The organism is Vibrio sp. T9 (assembly GCF_003123985.1).
Classification (GTDB): domain Bacteria; phylum Pseudomonadota; class Gammaproteobacteria; order Enterobacterales; family Vibrionaceae; genus Vibrio; species Vibrio diabolicus.
On the sequence record NZ_NIGY01000001.1, the window covers coordinates 598,825 to 617,924 of the forward strand.

Below are 19,100 nucleotides of genomic sequence, written 5' to 3' on the forward strand. Positions count from 1 at the left end.
ATTCACCTTTTAATGTATTTTGACGCTTAATAGCAAACATGAGCTAAAAAGCGTTGCTTGGGAAATTGCTTTGGAAGTTTCTTAGGTTTATTTAAACAAAAACTCCCGCAGTTGCGGGAGTTTTCTTCAAATGTTGTGCGCTTATTCTGCGTCTTTTTCTTTCGCTGCAGTCACTGCGATTGCTAGCTCTTCTAGCGCTGCTGGGTTCGCAATGCTTGGTGCGTCTGTTAGTAGACACGCCGCTGCTGTTGTTTTCGGGAATGCAATAACATCACGGATGTTCTCGGTACCACATAGCAGCATCACTAGACGGTCAAGACCGAATGCAAGACCAGCGTGTGGAGGCGTACCGAATTTTAGTGCATCAAGCAGGAAGCCGAACTTAAGCTGTTGCTCTTCAGGTGTGATGCCTAGAATATCAAATACGGCTTCTTGCATATCTGCGTTGTGGATACGAACAGAACCGCCGCCAACTTCGTAACCATTTAGAACCATATCGTAAGCGTTAGAGTTTGCCGCAGCTGGGTTCGCTTTTAGCTCTTCCGCAGTCACACCTAGAGGTGACGTGAATGGGTGGTGCATCGCGTGTAGGTTGCCTTCGTCATCTTCTTCGAACATTGGGAAGTCAACAACCCATAGTGGAGCCCATGCAGATTCGTCAGTTAGCTCTAGATCTTTACCTAGTTTCAAACGTAGCGCGCCCATTGCTTCTGCAACGATACCCGCTTTATCAGCGCCAAATAGGATGATGTCACCAGATTCCGCTTGAGTGCGATCTAGGATAGCGTTGATCACATCTTCGTTTAGGAACTTAGCTACTGGAGATTGGATACCTTCCATGCCTGCTGCACGATCGTTAACCTTCATCCAAGCTAGACCTTTCGCACCGTAGATACCAACGAATTCACCGTAGCCATCAATTTGCTTACGAGTCAAAGATGCACCACCTGGAACGCGAATAACGGCAACGCGACCTTTCTCATCGTTTGCTGGGCCAGAGAATACTTTGAACTCAACGTCTTTCACTAGGTCAGCAACGTCTACTAGCTCTAGTGGGTTACGTAGGTCTGGCTTGTCAGAACCGAAACGGCGAATCGCTTCGCTGAATGGCATTACTGGGAACTGACCTAGGTCTACGTTTAGTAGCTCTTGCCACATATCGCGAACCATGTTTTCCGTCACTTCACGTACTTGGTCAGCCGTCATGAATGACGTTTCGATATCGATCTGAGTGAATTCTGGCTGACGGTCAGCACGCAAGTCTTCATCACGGAAACACTTAACGATTTGGTAGTAACGGTCAAAACCAGACATCATTAGAAGCTGTTTGAATAGCTGTGGAGACTGAGGAAGCGCGTAGAAGCTGCCTTTGTGAACACGGCTAGGTACTAGGTAGTCACGCGCGCCTTCTGGTGTCGCTTTCGTTAGTACTGGTGTTTCGATATCTAGGAAGCCGTTGTCATCTAGGAAACGACGAACAAAGCTAGATGCTTTAGCACGTAGCTTGATGCGGTCACTCATTTCTGGACGACGAAGGTCTAAGTAACGGTACTTCAGACGTTGCTCTTCAGAGTTCTTTTGGTTGAAGTCTAGAGGCAAAACGTCACTGCGGTTGATGATTTCAAGACCTGTCGCAAGGATCTCAACTTCACCTGTTGCCATGTCTTTGTTTGCTTGGCTTTCTGGACGAACGCGTACTTCACCCGTTAGTTTGATACAGAATTCATTACGAAGTGTGTTAGCCACTTCATACGCATCCGCCATATCTGGATCAACAACTACCTGAACGATACCTTCGCGATCTCGCATATCAATAAAAATAAGACCGCCTAAATCACGACGACGGTTAACCCAGCCGCAAAGTTCTACAGTTTGTCCTGCAAGGGACTTGTTCAGGTGACCACAGTAATGGGTACGCATAATGAAATTCCCAATCTCTCAAATGTTGTTAACTACGCTCTGTCAGCCTCATTGCCAAGCAGAGTAAAGATTCAGTTATACGCTGAATGTCCACGAAAATCGACTACTCAACATACAATTACGTGTGTTTTATCATTCACTGGTGCTTTTTAGTACAACAAGTGTTCAAAAGCGCACCAAAGCGAAAAAATTGGTGGAGATTATAGCGTGAAATTACCTATTTCAGCAAAACTCTCGTAAAGTATTCACACGAGTAGCAAGCAGTAAAGAATAATGGATAACTTACCTCTTCGACTTGGATTGACGATGTGGTCGCACAATCAATGGCAACAAAGCTTTTACGGCAGCGGGACAAAGCCCGCTGAACGTTTAGAAAAGTATGCACAGGTGTTCCATACCGTAGAAGGCAACACGACATTTTATGCCACGCCGACGCTCAACACGGTGCAAAACTGGAGAGCAGCAACCCACGATGATTTTCGCTTTACTTTCAAACTTCCTAAAGCCATCACTCATGAGCAAATGCTAAGAGGTTGCAGCGAACAACTGAGAGACTTCATGAAAATCATGGAGCCGTTGCATGACCGTGTGGGGCAATGGACAATTCAATTGCCAGCCGCTTTTGGTCCTGAGTACCTTGATCGATTGAAAAAGTTCTGTGCGAGCTTTCCACCTAACTTCCCTCTTGGTGTTGAGGTTCGTCATATGGCATTTTTCTCCAAAGGTGAAGAAGAGCGAGCGCTTAACCAATGGTTAGTAGAAAATAACATTGACCGCATTATTATGGATAGCCGCCCTGTCTTTGCCGCTAAGCCAAACAATGAAGCGATCATTGATGCGCAAATGAAAAAACCAAGAGTACCAGTCCACGCCATTGCTACCGCTTCACACCCTTTGATTCGCTTTATTGGTCATCCAGAAGAACAGCAAAATTACGAGTTTTTTACACCATGGCTCAGCAAGTTGCCGCAATGGATTGCAGAAGGTAAACAGCCGTATGTCATGATCCATACTGCGGACAATATAATTGCGCCGGAGTTGGCAGCCAATCTGTATAAAGACATACAAAAGCGTATAACACTTCCTGACTTAGCCTCTTTCCCGGCTAACGATGGCAACTCGCAGTTGCAGATGTTCTAACGCAACACATGACAGAGGCGTGAAATTCCCATAAAATACGCGCCTTTTTTGGTGCCTGACGTTTTCAGGCGGCTTGTATGCAGAGACTTGGTTATGAACCCTAAGAGCAATCCAGATACTATTTTTTCGGCTCCAATCGATAAAATTGGGGATTTCACGTTCGATGAACGCGTAGCGGAAGTATTTCCTGACATGATTCAACGATCGGTGCCGGGTTACAGCAACATTATTTCTGCAATTGGTATGCTGGCAGAACGTTTTGTAAAACCTCACTCAAACATCTACGACCTAGGTTGCTCTTTGGGCGCTGCTACGCTGTCTATGCGTCGTCATATCAAACAAGAAGGCTGTAAGATCATTGCGGTCGACAATTCACCTGCAATGGTTGAGCGTTGCAAATTACATGTAAACGCGTACCGAAGCGATACTCCTGTAGATGTGGTTGAAGCGGATATCCGTAATATCGATATTGAAAACGCATCGGTTGTCGTGCTGAACTTTACTCTGCAATTTCTTTCTCCAGACGATCGTTACGCCCTGCTCAAACGAATCTATGCAGGTCTGCGTCCAGGCGGAATTTTGATTTTGTCGGAGAAATTCGTCTTTGAAGATGAAGTGTCGAACGAGCTTTTAATTGACCTTCACCACGATTTTAAACGTGCGAATGGTTATAGCGAACTAGAAATCAGCCAAAAGCGCAGCGCGATAGAAAACGTAATGCGCCCAGATTCAAAGAAAGAGCATAAAGAGCGTTTCGCTAAAATTGGCTTTTCTAGCTACGATGTTTGGTTCCAATGCTTTAACTTTGGCTCTATGTTCGCAATTAAATAAACCGTGCATACAAAGGCCCTGAATCACGCCACTTTAGGCTGTTATTTAATAATTTTAATACCATCAACTCAGCGATTAACTAACTATGTTTAACTTTGCAAACTTCTACCAATTGATTGCCCAAGACACACGTCTTCAACCTTGGCTCAATGTGCTACCACAACAGCTAACGGATTGGCAAAATGCAGAGCACGGTGACTTTGGTCGCTGGTTGAAAGCACTGAACAAGATTCCAGAAGGCTCACCGGATCAAATTGACATCAAGAATTCAGTGACCATCAGCAACGACACTCCTTTCCATGAAGGTGAGCTGAAGAAATTAGAGAACTTACTTCGTACATTCCACCCATGGCGCAAAGGGCCATACCACGTACACGGCATTCATATTGATACTGAGTGGCGCAGTGACTGGAAATGGGACCGTGTGCTTCCGCATATTTCTCCATTAAAGAACCGCAGCGTACTCGATGTTGGTTGTGGTAACGGCTACCACATGTGGCGCATGCTGGGTGAAGGTGCACGCTTAACCGTCGGTATCGATCCATCTCACCTGTTCCTAATTCAGTTCGAAGCAATTCGTAAACTCATGGGCGATGACCAACGTGCGCACCTACTGCCGTTGGGTATTGAACAACTACCTAAGTTAGAAGCGTTCGACACGGTATTCAGCATGGGCGTGCTTTACCACCGTCGCTCTCCACTGGATCACTTGGTGCAGCTAAAAGATCAATTAGTGTCTGGTGGTGAACTCGTACTAGAAACACTCGTGATTGAAGGTGATGAGAATGCAGTGTTGGTTCCAACGTCTCGTTACGCACAAATGCGTAATGTCTATTTCTTCCCTTCAGCAAAAGCGCTGAAAGTGTGGTTAGAGTTGGTAGGATTTGAAGATGTGCGCATCGTTGATGAAAACGTCACTTCAGTTGATGAACAACGTACCACAGATTGGATGACGCATAACTCTCTACCAGACTATCTAGATCCGAACAACCCAAGCAAGACTGTAGAAGGTTACCCTGCCCCTCGCCGCGCGGTTCTTGTCGCTCGCAAACCATAATTCGCTGAGATTCCTGACATTGTCTTAACTCATTTTACGAGTTAAGACATTACCCTCTTTCCTCGTACTGAGCGTGTTTGTTTTTCGAGTCCATTTGTTACATCAAAACATAAGCACGCTCTAAATAAGGATGCGCTTTTATGTCCTTGATTTTTAGCTTTTCATCACTATTCCTCAAACAATAAGTAATAGAGAAACATTCTTACTTGTGAGGCTTTATCGATATGAGCTAAACTCCTAAAAAATAAACAACTTAATCCAATCCCAAGGTTTTCAATGTTATTACGATTGACCCCGATTGTTGCCATCGCCTTACTATCTGGATGCTCACTAACCAAAGGCGAACAGTACCACCAAGAAACGTTAGCGGCTATTCAAACTTCAGAAGCGAATGTCAATAATCGCATTACTAACTTAGAGCTTCAGCTCAGCAACCAATCGGACTATATCGACAGCCTTGAAGAACAAGTCGATAAACTACAGGTTGAACTTCTGACATTTCGTGATGAAGCAATGGCAGAAGTGAAAAAGCCAAAAGAGCCGATTATTGTCCAATCTCCTGCTCCTGTGGAACCAACACCAACTCATGATATTGTCCTTGGCTCAATTGAAAAGGTCACTATCGACTCCATTAAGCAGACTTTTGATGCACGTGTCGACACCGGTGCCGCAACCTCATCTTTAAATGCAGTTGATATTGAAGAGTTCGAAAGAAACGGCAAAAACTGGGTTCGATTCCACCTGGCAGATACCAGTAAATCTGAAGAAGAAAAAAATACTTGGATCGAAGCGCCAGTCATTCGTTACGTAAAAATTCGCCAAGTTACCAGTGAAGAACTAGAACGTCGCGCTGTAGTCGAACTTTGGGTGCGCGTTGGAAAAATTCATGAAAAAGCGCAATTTACGTTGGCAGATCGCTCGCATATGAACCATCCTATTTTACTGGGTAGAGAATTTATGCGCGACATCGCACTTGTCGATGTAAGTCGTACCTATATCCAAACGGACGAAGATAAAAAATAATAAGGTAGATTATGACGTCAAAAATACCGTTTTACCTTTCAATCATCTTATTGGTGATTGCGGGCATTGCTTTGAGTGTTTTCAGACATGAAAACTACGGCGTGCCTTGGACACCAGGCGAAACTCGTCAGGTATGGGATGTAGAGGCACGTATTGAGTTCAATGCTAACGGCAATGAAGTCAAAGCTTCACTCGCAGCACCTCATACACAAAGTGGTTATACGCTTATCGGTGAATCCGCTTCCTCTTCTGGTTATGGCGTTTCCTACATTAATTCTGATTCTGGACGTCGTGCCGAGTGGTCAATTCGTCAGGCCAAAGGTCCTCAAACCATTTACTACAAAGCGCAGTTCTTAGTGGACCCTCAGGCTAAAGTTACGCCTCTACCACCAACTGAAGACATTACGCCACCAACTCTATCAGCGCCACAAGCCGCGGCGGCAAATGCCCTTGTAGAGCGTGCGATGAGTCGCTCTGCCGACAATGTGACCTTTACTCGTGAGCTCATCAAAGCGCTTAATGACCCAGACAGTCAAAACTCATCGCTACTACTGAATGACTTCAGCCGTACTGATGCACTACATAATATTTTGCTTACCGCAGGTATACAGAGTAAAACAGTCGGTGTTATCGAACTAGAAGATGGACGTCGACGCCAAACCATTCAACCAATGGTTCAGGTTTGGTCGGGTAAAGATTGGGTGCTGTTCTCACCAAATTCCGAACAGAAAGCTGTGAAACCAAACTTATTAGTTTGGGATGAGTCGAATGTATCCCTGCTTGATCTTGTTGGTGGTAAAAATAGCCAAGTTCATTTCTCAATGATCAAGCAAGAAATGACTCCACAGCAAGCGACGAACAACAAGATAGAAGCTGATGGGCTGCTGAATATTTCAATTCATAGCTTGCCTCTTGAAGAACAAGCGATGTTTAAGACTATCATGCTGATCCCTATCGGTGCCCTTATCGTGGTGTTCTTGCGTGTGATTATCGGTCTAAAAACATCCGGTACTTTCATGCCAGTACTGATTGCTGTTGCGTTTGTTCAAACCCAGCTATTAACGGGTATTGTCGGTTTCTTACTGATCGTTGGCACAGGCTTGATTATTCGAAGTTACTTATCGAGGTTGAACTTACTACTTGTAGCACGGATATCAGCGGTCATTATTACCGTTATTATGATCATTTCGGTGTTCACAGTAGTCGCATTTAAGATGGGCTTAACGGAAGGCTTAACAATTACGTTCTTCCCGATGATCATCTTGTCTTGGACAATTGAACGTATGTCTATCCTATGGGAAGAAGAAGGTGCGAAAGAAGTCGCTTTGCAAGGTGGGGGCTCACTGCTCACCGCAGTATTGGTTTACTTAGCAATGACGAACTCATACATTCAGCACCTAACCTTTAATTTCATAGGTCTACAGTTGATTGTTCTGGCCGGTATTCTATTGCTAGGTACTTACACAGGTTACCGTCTAACTGAGTTACGTCGTTTCAAACCACTAGCGGAGGACTAAACGATGTTCGAAAGTTTTACTTCGCCAGCTAAGCTTCGCCATAAAGGCATTATGGGGATGAACAAACGTAACCACAGTTATATCGGCCGTTACAATGATCGTTCTAAGTACCCATTAGTTGATGACAAGCTCAAGACTAAAATCATTGCGCAGGCAGCAGGGGCGACAGTCCCTGCCCTGATCGGCGTTATTCATAACCAAGCAGAAGTAAAGACAATCCATAGAATGGTGCAAGATTGGCCTGGTTTTGTTATCAAGCCCGCTCAAGGTAGTGGTGGTAAGGGTATTTTGGTTATTACCTCGCATAAAGATGGGGTCTATACCAAACCTTCCGGCTCTACAATTGGTAAGGACGAAGTTGAACGTCATATCAGTAATGCGCTTGCAGGCCTTTTCTCTCTTGGTGGTAAAAACGACGTCGCAGTCGTTGAGAACCTGATTAAGTTTGATGATTGTTTCGATGGCTTCAGTTATGAAGGTGTGCCTGATGTTCGAATCATCGTATTTAAAGGCTACCCTGTTATGGCAATGATGCGCTGTTCTACGGCGGCGTCGGACGGTAAAGCAAACCTTCACCAAGGCGCTGTGGGCGTGGGCATTGATATCGCCACAGGTAAAGCAATCCGAGCGGTGCAATTCGACCATCCAGTCACCCACCATCCGGATACAGGCAAAGACCTTTCTACCCTCCAAGTCCCGCACTGGGAGCGCTTGCTTGAGCTTGCGTCTAGTGCGTGGGAGATGACAGGGTTGGGATACATGGGTACGGATATGGTGCTGGATAAAGAGGAAGGACCTATGGTTTTAGAGCTCAACGCTCGTCCTGGCTTGGCAATCCAAATCGCTAATGGTGCAGGCTTGCTTCCTCGTTTGAAACACATAGAGAGCCTCGGCACACCTGCCGAGTACCCAAAGCCGATTGAACGTGTCGCCTACGCAGCAGAGCAGTTTGGGGTAAAACCACAGTTCTAATCGCCAATCGCAATACCATTCGCCAGTAATTGTTCGGATTGCTGGCGTTTTTATTTCCGTTTCCAAAACCGTCTACCTACTAATCTTATTAAACAAACCCATCTCACCTATAACTTGAATCAATGATCGAGCTAACAGAATCAACATAGATCGTTTCTTTTCTCCTTTAACTTTTGAGTATGATGAGGTCTCCCCTTACTCAACTTGAGAGGTTGAGAAATGCTAACAAAAGAAACAGATAACGATGAACCAGAGCTTGAAGAACAAGAGAGCTTAGACCAGCATTTACAACGCTTGTCTGAGCTTTCTGTCCAAGCACTTGAAGAGCTTGCTGAAATGATCGATATCAGAGACGATATTTCAGAGGAATAGAACTTAGCCTCCCCGCTAAGTTCTATTAATAAGCCGAGACTGTCGTCCTACAGTCTCGGCTTATTTTATACGCTTTGAAGCCTCCAACTAACAAATACAAAAACGCCCGCGTTCATTGCGGGCGTTTTGCTAGATTCAGAGTTTACGATTCAAACTCTTCGATCATCTCTTGCGCTTCGGTCTTAGGCTTATCCGTTTGACCAAAACCACGTAGACCAACTACGTGTACGTGCTCATGGTCTTTAAACACCTTACGCACCAACTTGTAGGTAGTCCCTTTCTCTGGGCTGATGTTTTCTGGTGCCGCGATAAGAAGCTGCATATCCAGACGGTCACACAATTCGAACAATGTCGCGATCGATTTCGCATCCAGACGCGCAGCTTCATCCAAGAAGAGCAGACGACAAGGCACAATGTCTTTGCTGCGTAGACGACGAGATTCTTCTTCCCAGCTTTGAACAACCATCAGAAGGATTGACTGACCAGTACCGATCGCTTCACCTGTTGATAGCGCGCCAGACTCAGCCTGTAGCCAACCATCTGTACCACGGTTCACTTCTACACTTAGCTCTAGGTAGTTACGGTAATCCAGTAGCTCTTCACCCAGAACCTGAGGAGAACGTTGACCCATATCGATATGTGGGTTCACACGTTGGAACAGTTTCGCCATTGCTTCAGAGAAGGTAAAGCGAGTCGATTCGAACAGATCTTTATGCTGCTCTTGTTGTGTCGCTAGACCGTTCAGTAACACTTCGTGACTTTCACGAATTTTCACGTTTAGACGTACGCCCTTGACCTGACCGAACGAGATGTTCGACAAGCCTTGGTTCAGCATACGAATACGGTTTTGCTCACGCTGAATCGTCTTCTTGATGATGCTCGCTACCGACTCAGAGCTGATCGCTAGGCGGTTTTCACGTTGCGTTAGCTCTTCCGTTAGACGCGCCAGTTCCACTTCCATCTCTTCGATCGCTTCTACTGGGTCATCGGTGCGGATGATGTCCTGACGAATACGCTCACGAAGGTGTTGGTAAACAGCAATGTAGAACAGAACTTTACGCTCTGGGCGAGCGTTGTCTTCAGACAAACGGAGTGCATCACGCAAGTCATCATTGTTTGCAACAGCAAGACGCAGCGCACCCAATGATTTATCCGACATGGAACGCAATTCATCTGCCGACATATACGCCAGTTCACGTTTGTGTAGACGACGCTCAACATCGTTTTCACGCGCTAAGCGAAGTACTGAACACCAACCCGCTTTCGCTGCAACGACAAATTTGCGCAGCTCTGCGTATTCTTTCTGCACTTTCTTCAGACGTTTCGCCAAGCCTTTCATCTCAAGCTCGGTCGACGTTATCGTGCGCTCGTATTCACTCTTACGGCTACGTGAAGTATGTAAGCGTTCTTGCAGCTCGTCACGACGGCGCATTGCACGCTCTTCCGCGCCTTCATCGGCATTTACGCCATACTCTTGCAGCTCTTGTTTGAACTCTTGTACGGTTTCTTGCTTCGCTTGATGCGAACTCTTCAAAGACGCCAATACTTGGTTGTATTGGTTCATTTGTCCTTGTGCTTGCTTCAACTCTTCACGAGAACGAGTACGAGTCTGTTCAGCTTGAACCAACTTCGCTTTTAGCTGCTCACTCAGTTCGCTACTTTTGTTCAGAAGATCAACCGAGTCTGAGTAAGCGAAGTAGTGACGACGTTCAACCAGATCCGAGAGTGCAAAGATTTGCTTCTTAAGATCTTGTAACTGTTCATCTGCCGCTTTGTATTCTGCTTCTAGTGCATCAAATTGCTCTGGGTCAGCATCAAGCGCAGACGCAATATTCTCTAATTGCGTGATGGCTTTTGCATAGTTGTTTAAGAAGTTTTTTGCCTCTGCAAGCTGAGCGATTTTCTCTTCTAGCTCATCAAAACGTGCTTGCAATGACTCATCTTCAACAAGCACCATGTGTGACGCTAGCTTGTCCAGAGAAGACAACGCTTGCTTGCTAGTTTGAAGCTGAGAACGTTGTTGTTGCTCTTTCGCATCCAGATCCGCCAGCACGCGAGCGATTTGGTTACGCTTATCACGAATGGTTGCGAGTGCTTGTTCTGGATCGGCGTCAAAAGCAACTTGAATATGGTTAGACACAAATTGGTTAAATGCTTGGTACAAACGCTGCATTTTCTGAGAGTCAAACGCCGCTTTTGCGTGCTTCTCTACCACTTCTTCTCGTTCGTTACGCAGCAACTCAAGACGCTGCTCACGTGCTGCACGACCAAACAATGGGATCTCAGGCAAGCGAGAGTAACGCATTTGGCGGTCGTTCATGCGAACACAAACCGCGCCTTCTAGCTCTTCTGCATCGAACGAGCTGTCATCAAAGGCATCGATGTCACCTTCAATGATGTACAAGTCTTCTGGACAGTCGTCTAGCTCTACCAGTTTCTCTTCGATACCTGACAGATCAGAAACAACGATAGCGTGACGAGCCGGACCGTACATCGCACTGAAGTAAGGCGCGTCATCAATCGTGATGTCATCGTAGATCTCAGACAGTAATACACCGCCTAAAGTATCAGCCAAACCTTTCAGGCGAGGGTCGTTTGAACCACCAGGAGAAGCAAGACGTTCAATCTCAGTGTCAAGCTGACTGCGACGCTCAGCAAGTTTATCTTTAGCTAAGGACAGCTCCCTTTCTTGCTCAAGAACAACCTGCATGTGGTTCATTACCGCATGGCGATCCTCAAGGTCTGCCCCGCTCTGCTCTCTCAGTTTCTCTAGCGCATCGTTCGCCGCAATCCAAGCTGGCGCTATCGCTTCAAACTTACTGATTTCTGCCGCCGCGTTTTGCTCTAGACGGCGCTGTTCACCACGCTGATCACGAACTTCCTCTTGAGCTATCTCTAGTGATTCGATTTGCATCGCATGACGTTCACGTTCTTGTTCAAACGTAACTTCATCGGTTAGCTCGACGTGATATTGCTTTTTGTATTCAGCAACCAGTTCACGTGCTTGACGCTGCTGGTTAAGGCTGCGTTCGAGATCACGGTGTTGTGCTCGCCATTGCTGTTCGTTTTGTGCAATTTGCTGTGATTCTCGAGCTTTAGCGATTGCCGATTTTGCGTGCTCAGAGGCTTCTTTGCGCTCAACAGGGCCAACGATGCTCTGTACAAGCTTCAATGCAGTATCAAACTGCTCTGCCGCAGCTGATGACATATCGAGCTTATGTTTCACAGACAACAACGTATTGGTATTTTCTGACTCTTTGTTTTTAAGCTCCGCCACTAACGCTTGTGCGGATTCTGCCGTTAGGCTGTCATCGCCAAGTAGCTGCTTCGCTTTCTCCAGCGCTTGAACGGCTTGTTGGTATTGAAGCGCGCGAGTTTGCTGAACGTCAAGAGCTTGCTGGTAATCAGCAAGTTGCGTCTTAAGGCTGTCCACCTCTTCTTCTGCAACGGTCGCTTGCTCTTCAGCCATCATCACGCGTTCTTGCGCTTCTTCCACTACCATCATTTGTTCTTCAAGACGCTCGCTCAGCTCTTCAAGATCTTCTTGGTAGCGTTCGATCTTCTCTTGCTGACGCAGCGCGTTTTGCACCAGTTGCAAGTGATCCGAAGCCGCTTGGTAGTCTTGCTCTAAAGAAGATTCTGACTCGATCAGCAGTTCCAGCTCTTCTTGAACGCGGTTAAGCAGGTTGTTTTGCTCAATCAAGGTCTCGCGAGAACCAAATAACTCTGAACGCAAAGACAGTGTCTGTTCTAGTTTTTTACGACGCTCGTTGGCATGGCGCATATAGTCTGCTGCCACGTAGTTGGTCGACTCTGTAATCAAGTGTTTGAACAAGTCACGGTCTGCTTGCGTAGTTTTGATCGCTTCTAGCGTCATGCGGTTTTCACGCAGCGCCGATTCCATATCTTGGAACGCTTTCTTCACGCCGCCGTTTTGTGGCAGAAGGTAGTCACGTAGCGAGCGCGTAATCGCACTTGAAATACCACCGTAAAGCGATGCTTCGATCAGGCGGTAGAATTTAGAGCGGTCACCAGAGTTGCGCAGTTTCTTCGGAATCACACCGAATTCAAACATTTGTGCGTGGTAATCCACGATAGAAGAGAACGCTTTGAACTGAACGCCTTCAAATTCCGCGATCGATTCTTTTACTTCGTTGATTTGACGTACACGAGCTTGAGTCGCAGATACGCTTTCAACCAAGATATCCGTTGGTTTCACATGGCTAGGAAGACCTTGGATAACAAACGGTTTGATGTCTACTTTCTTATCACGACCCGCAACTTGCTGCAGTTTTACTGCAAACAGTAGGCGTTGGTTACGTGAGTTCACCACATCTAGCGCCGCATAACATGCGCCCGGCTGCAGCTTACCGTATAAACCTTTATCGCGAGACGATTGGCTGCTGCCCGCTTCGGTTGTGTTACGGAAGTGCAGTAGCGTTTGGTCAGGAATCAATGCGGTGATGAACGCCGCCATTGTGGTTGATTTACCTGCACCGTTACCACCTGATAGCGTGGTGACCAGACCATCGATGTCAAAAGTACGGGCAAAGAAGCCGTTCCAGTTGACCATGGTCAGCGATTGGTATTTACCGCGTTCAATCATGCTCATGCTTCACCCTCTTCTGTTGTTTCTTCTTGGGCTTGGTCGTCTTGATCTTCTTCAGACAATAGGCTGCCTTGGCTTGGCTCTTTGGTGTGCACTACCGCTTCACCATCACGGATCAGACGTAGCTGCGCTTCACGCATATCATCGCCAATACGTACATCGGCACCAAAGCGGAATACCGCTTCACTGATGCTGAATTTACCGGTCTCACCGATGTTGATGATCATGCCTAGGCGGCGTAGACGACGAAGTGACGTACGTACTTTTTCAAACAGCTTTTCTTTATCAAGGTCAGAACCGGTAGCACGGTTCGTCACTAGCTTCATCAGCTTGTTTTCATCAGCCAGAGCAAGTAGCTCGTCGTACAACTCTTGGTTAGTGAAGATGCCTTCGTGCGCAAGACGCTCTGGGCTTAGGTAAAGGAAACACAGTACCTTACCCACCAGCATATCCAGCTCAGAAAGCACACTGCGGCCAATCAAAGAAGTTGAACGAGGACGAAGGTAGAAGAAACCTTCTGGCGCTTTCACCAATTCGGTATTGTAGCGCTGGTAGAAAGAAGAAAGCTCAAGTTCGAAGTCCGATAACAACGCGTGGTTATCCAGATCTTCACTTGAGATATGACGCCCTGCTCGTAGCATGCTGTCTAGCGCTGGGAACAGAGGGTTAGAGATTGCTTTTGCCAGATTCTCTGACATGTATTCATTAGTATCGGTCGATGACATTCGCTTGTACCTTTGCCCCAAATTCGTTGATTGCTTTCCAGTCCGGTTGAATCGCTTGGTAATCCGATTCTGAATACCCCAGACGTACGGCTTGATCAACGATAATGCGAGCTAAATCAAAATGATGAGTGTAAGGATGCTGTGCAAGGTAATCTCGCAATACCACACTCAAGTCGATTGGCGTGCCTTGATCTTTATGCGCTTTTAGCATGTCACCAATTCGTTCAGACAACTCATCATTGACTTGTTGAAACTCTTCGTATTCTACTTCCATCGGAACTTGACCCGTTACCTCGTCATCACGCAGGACTAGGGCCTCATCACGAAGGTCAGAAAGCCTTTCCGCATCTGCATAAGTCAGATACCAAGGCGCATCGAAGTAATCTTTGACGGATTGACGTAGACGCGAGCTAAACGCACGGTTCTTATCCATATCAATTGCAGTACGGATGAACTTGTGCACATGTCGGTCGTAACCAATCCAAAGGTCGATCGCTTGCTGGCCCCAGCTTGTGATTCGATCCAGCTTCATTTGCAGACCAAACAACGCTTCTTCGATGAACTCTAGCTCAGGATCGCCGTACACAATTTCTTGAATATCTAGGATCTGAGTTTGCAGTTCATCACTGGCGGCTTGCAGCGTATCTTGAAGTTCACGCAACGTGCTTGATGTTTCTGATAGGAGCGCTTCACAGTTGTTGATCGCTTCGCGCCAGTCTTTATTTAGCAGATCGGCAATTTGTTGTTTTACAGATTGCTGCTGCTCATCCATCACACGTTGGTTAAGATCGATTTGATCGAAGATTTCGCCTACAGAATATTTTAAAACTCCGTATACGTTTTTCTTCCAGTGGCCCGGTGTGCCACCTTTTTGTGCTGCCTCAATCGCTTTCGCCATTTCATCTGCCACCATAGACAGTTGAATAGAAAGGCGCAGTTTCGAGAACTCACGATGACGCACGTAGTAATCGGTAATTCCTATCGCTAAAGGCGACAAGCGGTAAATGCTCGCTCCATCAGTAATCTCACTGACAAAACGGCTAATAAGGCGCTGCTTTACCATCTCGTTGATGGCGTTGTTAGCACGAAAAGCGGATGCTTCGCCAGTCTCATCAAATAATCGAGTGACGATGGCAAACGCATCATGCAATTCACCTTCACCCAATTCTTCATCGAACCTTTCATTACTCAGTACGGCAATGGCTATTAAGAATGCCAATCGCTCTGTGGTCAGGTTCAACGAGAAATCGTGCTGCTTAACCCAGCCAACCAACTCATCGATTGGTTGCTCTGCAGCATTGAGAGTCATCTCACTCATTGTTATTCCTGTTTATCGTTCTTTTTAGCCCACACATGAATGTAGCGGCCTAATGAGAGGTATGGCTCTTGTCGACAAAGTTGTTTTTCTAGCGCCAACACATCTTCAAACTCGTAATCGCCCATGTATTGCATATTACCTATGTAATCACTAAATGAGCGGAGACCAGATTTGCCACAAATACTAAAGCCTGAATCTTCTATCCATTGGTAGACTTCTTCAGGTTTTAAGCCTTTTTGCGGCTGTAGTTTAAATCTTTTTCGGTGGGGCATGCCGTCTAATATATGAGGAATGTTGCCACAAACCACGTTTTTATAGACTAAACCATGGTGGTTATAGAACATCACTGATGCAATGCCTCCCGGTTTTACTTGTTCTAGTACCGTTTCAAGTGCGGCCTTAGGATCGACCAACCACTCCATGACGGCGTGAAACATAACAAGATCCACCTGTTCACCCATATGCTCACCAATGGATTGGACAGGCGAATGAATCAAGCGATACTGCTCAAGCAAACCGTTTTTTTCAATATCCTGCTTAGCCAACTGCAGCATTTCCGAAGATAGATCACATAAAGCGATTCGATGTCCGAGCTTAGCAAGCTTTTGCGACATTTGTGCCAAACCACCACCAGCATCCAACACCTCTAGGGGTTGCTGGTCAGCATCTAATTCACTTAGAATCTGTAGAAAATCTTCCCACACAATGATTTGGCGGATCTCCCCTTTGTCGGAGCCGTAAATATTTTTTGCAAATTTGTGGGCGATATCGTCGAAATTGCGGTCTTCTGTCACTTCTGCTGAGTTATCATAACGGATTGTGCCGCTATTCTGGCACAAGGAAAGCAGGAATAAAGAGGGGTACCCTCATTTTTATTATCAATTGATGTTTTTTCGGACTATTTATGTATGTTTGAGCTGAAAAAAGTAGTGTCAGCCTTGCTTATGCCACTTCCGGCATTGCTGCTGATAGGCTTGTTGGGTCTTGCTCTCATTAGTTTTACCACAAAACGTAAAACTGGCTGCTTCGTTGTTCTATTCTCTTTTGTTGGCATTTTTCTTGTTGCCTTCCAACCTGTTTCAACCAAGCTGCTTATGCCATTAGAGCGAGAGCATAAAGCCTTTTTGCCAGTTTCTGGCACCATCGACTACGTGATGGTTTTAGGGAATGGTCATGTTATCGATGACGAAATTCCACCCACCTCGCAGTTAAGCCGTGCAGCATTAATGCGCTTAACTGAAGGCATTCGTATTTTAAGAATGTATCCAGGTGCTAAATTAATTTTGTCTGGCTATGCTGGCGGTTCTGAAATTAGCCATGCGAGAATGATGGCGAACGTTGCCCTTGCGTTGGGAGTCGCGAAATCCGATATCATTTTATTAGAAGATGCGAAAGATACGTGGGAAGAGGCGCGTCAAGCGGCTGCATTCGTTCAACAAAAGGAGATTGTGTTAGTCACTTCTGCGAGTCACATGAGCCGTGCATTGTATGAGTTCAACGCAGCAGGCATTAAACCAATCCCAGCCCCGACCAACTTCTTAGCTATTAGCGAAATCAGTCAACCTTGGGATAAATACTCACCTAAAGCGCGTTACTTAGAACAAACAGAGCTTTATTGGCATGAGTACTTGGGCAGCATTTGGCAAAGATTGCGTGATACTGTCGGCCAAACACCAATGGTTGAAGCAAAGTAGTACTATCTTGAAACCACAAAAAAGGAGAGCCGAAGCTCTCCTTTTTCTTTTTAAGACTTAGGTTTGTTCAGTTTAATCACCAGCAAACATATAGCCTTCGCCGTGCACCGTCACAAAAATTTGCGGGTTCTTTGGATCAAACTCCATTTTTGCGCGCATACGTCGAATAAGAACATCAATAGTACGATCATTGGGTGCATCAACTCGGTGGCTGATCATATTCAAAATACGCTCGCGACTTAACACCTGGTTAGGGTAAGACGATAACGCCACCAAAAGTTCGTATTCTGCTTTGGTCAATTTTACGGGTTCGCCGTTACGGCTCAGCGCACGACGTTGAATGTCGAATGTCCACTCTCCAAAACGTACAATATGTTCTTCACTGGTTTCGTTCGCTTTCGCGCTACCGCTACGCGCTGCTGAAATACGCCACAGCAAGTTTTTTACGCGAACCAACAACTCCCTCAGTTCAAAAGGTTTTGTCACATAATCGTCAGCGCCCATTTCTAGGCCTACGATTTTATCAATGCTATCCGTGCGTCCTGTTACTAATATGATACCAATATCCGATTGGCTACGTAATTCACGAGTAAGCATCAGGCCGTCTTCACCCGGCAGGTTGATATCCAGCATTATTAGGTCTACATCACCCGCTTGCAGGACCTCACGCATTTCTGCGCCACTCTCTGCTTCGCTGACTTGGTAACCCTCATTTTGGAAATATCCCGCAAGCTTACTACGAGTTACAACATCATCTTCTACGACTAATACGTGATAGCTCATTTACACCACTTTTCTGTCTTCTTATTATCCAAGACGTATTCTATTCATAACTAGTAACATTTCTAGTCATAGATACATTAAAAAGCAAGATTTAGCGTTTTTATTGATTCAAAACAAGCTTACCCATCGCTATTAATAAACGTTAATTTTTGACCATAAAACATAATAATTATAGTTACTGCTATTCATTTTAATTGATTACACTTAGGGGATATCCCTAATTGACTTTGTGATGCACAACTTGAAGCATCATTCAGGAGCCCAAAATGCAAGAAGTGAAAGCTTTTAATGAAAAACGCGCTGAAATTTACTGGTGGTTTTCGAGCTTGTTCGCAAAAGAGCTAACAGAGAAAGAGCTGGAAGCCTACCACAGTGTTGAAATTCGCAGTTTTCTAGCAGGTTTAGGTGAAAATGAGTCGCTGAAACCAGCCGTTGATAGCCTCGTTGATGCACTAAACCGATTGCAAGATCGTGAAGACGCTCAATTGGAGCTTGCTGCTGACTTTTGTGAACTGTTTTTGAAGACAGAAAAATACGGCGCTCTTCCTTACGCATCGATGTACATCGGTGAATCAGGTTTGCTGAATGACAAGCCAGCCGAGGAAATGGAAAAGTTGATGGCAGAATTTGGCGTTCAAGTAGATGAAAATCTAAAAGAGCCTGCGGACCACTTAGCCGTTGAACTCGACTTTCTCGGCAACATGATTATCCGCTCAAACGAACTTGAGCAAGAAAAACACATGGAAGAAGCCTTCGTTAAACAAAACGACTTTATCCAGCAACAGTTGATGTCTTGGCTACCTCAGTTTGCAGACAAATGTAAACAATTTGACGAATTTGGGTTCTACTCGAGCGTCGCGAAACTATTAGTTGCATTTTGTAAACTAGACAGCGCTTACCTTCTTGGGGAATAATTGCCGCCTATTTTTTAAGGAGCCCGCCTATCGGGCTTCCTGTATACCTGAAATAACTGAATGTAAGTAAGTTGGGTATATTATTCGTTTGCCTTAACTTAGCTCAAAGACGCTTGGTTATTTAGCAGTCAAAATGTGACTTCAAATACACAAATCTCTTGCTGAAAACATTGCTAGTCAGTCCACATAGGGCTAAAATGTGAGCGCAAACGATTAAATATGATT

15 protein-coding genes are annotated in these 19,100 nt (G+C 45.6%); 9 read left to right on the forward strand and 6 right to left on the reverse strand.

Annotated elements, in window-relative coordinates; all coding sequences use genetic code 11:
• Positions 1-141 precede the first annotated feature (141 nt).
• Positions 142-1,920, reverse strand: coding sequence for an aspartate--tRNA ligase (aspS, locus tag CBX98_RS02695; RefSeq protein ID WP_046874741.1), 1,779 nt, complete (start codon positions 1,918-1,920; stop codon positions 142-144).
• 273 nt (positions 1,921-2,193) lie between these two features.
• Between aspS and CBX98_RS02700 the strand changes: the two genes are divergently transcribed.
• From CBX98_RS02700 to CBX98_RS02735, 7 genes are all read left to right on the forward strand, one after another.
• Positions 2,194-3,060, forward strand: coding sequence for a DUF72 domain-containing protein (locus tag CBX98_RS02700; protein WP_172605911.1), 867 nt, complete (start codon positions 2,194-2,196; stop codon positions 3,058-3,060).
• Between the two features lie 93 nt (positions 3,061-3,153).
• Complete coding sequence (gene cmoA, locus CBX98_RS02705) at positions 3,154-3,891, forward strand: carboxy-S-adenosyl-L-methionine synthase CmoA (protein WP_109168519.1); 738 nt, start codon at positions 3,154-3,156, stop codon at positions 3,889-3,891.
• An 85-nt stretch (positions 3,892-3,976) separates the two neighbouring features.
• Positions 3,977-4,948, forward strand: a complete 972-nt coding sequence (cmoB, locus tag CBX98_RS02710; RefSeq protein ID WP_109168520.1) for a tRNA 5-methoxyuridine(34)/uridine 5-oxyacetic acid(34) synthase CmoB — start codon at positions 3,977-3,979, stop codon at positions 4,946-4,948.
• 276 nt (positions 4,949-5,224) lie between these two features.
• On the forward strand, positions 5,225-5,971 hold the full coding sequence (locus CBX98_RS02720) for an ATP-dependent zinc protease (RefSeq protein ID WP_012841986.1): 747 nt from the start codon (positions 5,225-5,227) through the stop codon (positions 5,969-5,971).
• 11 nt (positions 5,972-5,982) lie between these two features.
• Positions 5,983-7,488: an inactive transglutaminase family protein gene (locus CBX98_RS02725; protein ID WP_005390741.1), complete on the forward strand. Its 1,506-nt coding sequence runs from the start codon at positions 5,983-5,985 to the stop codon at positions 7,486-7,488.
• A 3-nt stretch (positions 7,489-7,491) separates the two neighbouring features.
• Positions 7,492-8,460: an alpha-L-glutamate ligase-like protein gene (locus tag CBX98_RS02730; RefSeq protein WP_006742116.1), complete on the forward strand. Its 969-nt coding sequence runs from the start codon at positions 7,492-7,494 to the stop codon at positions 8,458-8,460.
• Positions 8,461-8,679: 219 nt separating this feature from the next.
• The gene (locus tag CBX98_RS02735; protein WP_005390736.1) at positions 8,680-8,832 is read left to right on the forward strand and encodes a hypothetical protein; all 153 of its coding nucleotides are present in this window, start codon (positions 8,680-8,682) and stop codon (positions 8,830-8,832) included.
• Positions 8,833-8,974: 142 nt separating this feature from the next.
• Here CBX98_RS02735 and mukB read toward each other — a convergent pair whose 3' ends face one another.
• Genes mukB through cmoM form a run of 4 tightly spaced genes read right to left on the reverse strand, consistent with a single transcriptional unit; the run spans position 8,975 to position 16,278 of the window.
• A complete protein-coding gene (mukB, locus tag CBX98_RS02740) occupies positions 8,975-13,438 on the reverse strand; it encodes a chromosome partition protein MukB (protein ID WP_109168641.1) in 4,464 nt (1,487 codons plus the stop codon).
• A 2-nt stretch (positions 13,439-13,440) separates the two neighbouring features.
• Complete coding sequence (gene mukE, locus CBX98_RS02745; RefSeq protein ID WP_005378379.1) at positions 13,441-14,166, reverse strand: chromosome partition protein MukE; 726 nt, start codon at positions 14,164-14,166, stop codon at positions 13,441-13,443.
• The gene (mukF, locus tag CBX98_RS02750; protein ID WP_048626187.1) at positions 14,147-15,484 is read right to left on the reverse strand and encodes a chromosome partition protein MukF; all 1,338 of its coding nucleotides are present in this window, start codon (positions 15,482-15,484) and stop codon (positions 14,147-14,149) included. Before mukF ends, mukE begins: the two co-directional genes overlap by 20 nt.
• A 2-nt stretch (positions 15,485-15,486) precedes the next feature.
• A complete protein-coding gene (cmoM, locus tag CBX98_RS02755; protein WP_109168642.1) occupies positions 15,487-16,278 on the reverse strand; it encodes a tRNA uridine 5-oxyacetic acid(34) methyltransferase CmoM in 792 nt (263 codons plus the stop codon).
• A gap of 114 nt (positions 16,279-16,392) precedes the next feature.
• Between cmoM and elyC the strand changes: the two genes are divergently transcribed.
• Positions 16,393-17,178, forward strand: a complete 786-nt coding sequence (gene elyC, locus CBX98_RS02760; protein ID WP_006742121.1) for an envelope biogenesis factor ElyC — start codon at positions 16,393-16,395, stop codon at positions 17,176-17,178.
• Positions 17,179-17,250: 72 nt separating this feature from the next.
• Here the strand turns inward: elyC and torR are convergent, their stop codons facing one another.
• The gene (torR, locus tag CBX98_RS02765) at positions 17,251-17,961 is read right to left on the reverse strand and encodes a two-component system response regulator TorR (protein ID WP_005390726.1); all 711 of its coding nucleotides are present in this window, start codon (positions 17,959-17,961) and stop codon (positions 17,251-17,253) included.
• A gap of 266 nt (positions 17,962-18,227) precedes the next feature.
• On the opposite strand from torR, the gene torD reads away from it, so the two are divergent.
• Positions 18,228-18,875: a molecular chaperone TorD gene (gene torD / locus CBX98_RS02770; RefSeq protein ID WP_006742122.1), complete on the forward strand. Its 648-nt coding sequence runs from the start codon at positions 18,228-18,230 to the stop codon at positions 18,873-18,875.
• The last annotated feature ends 225 nt before the right edge of the window (positions 18,876-19,100 follow it).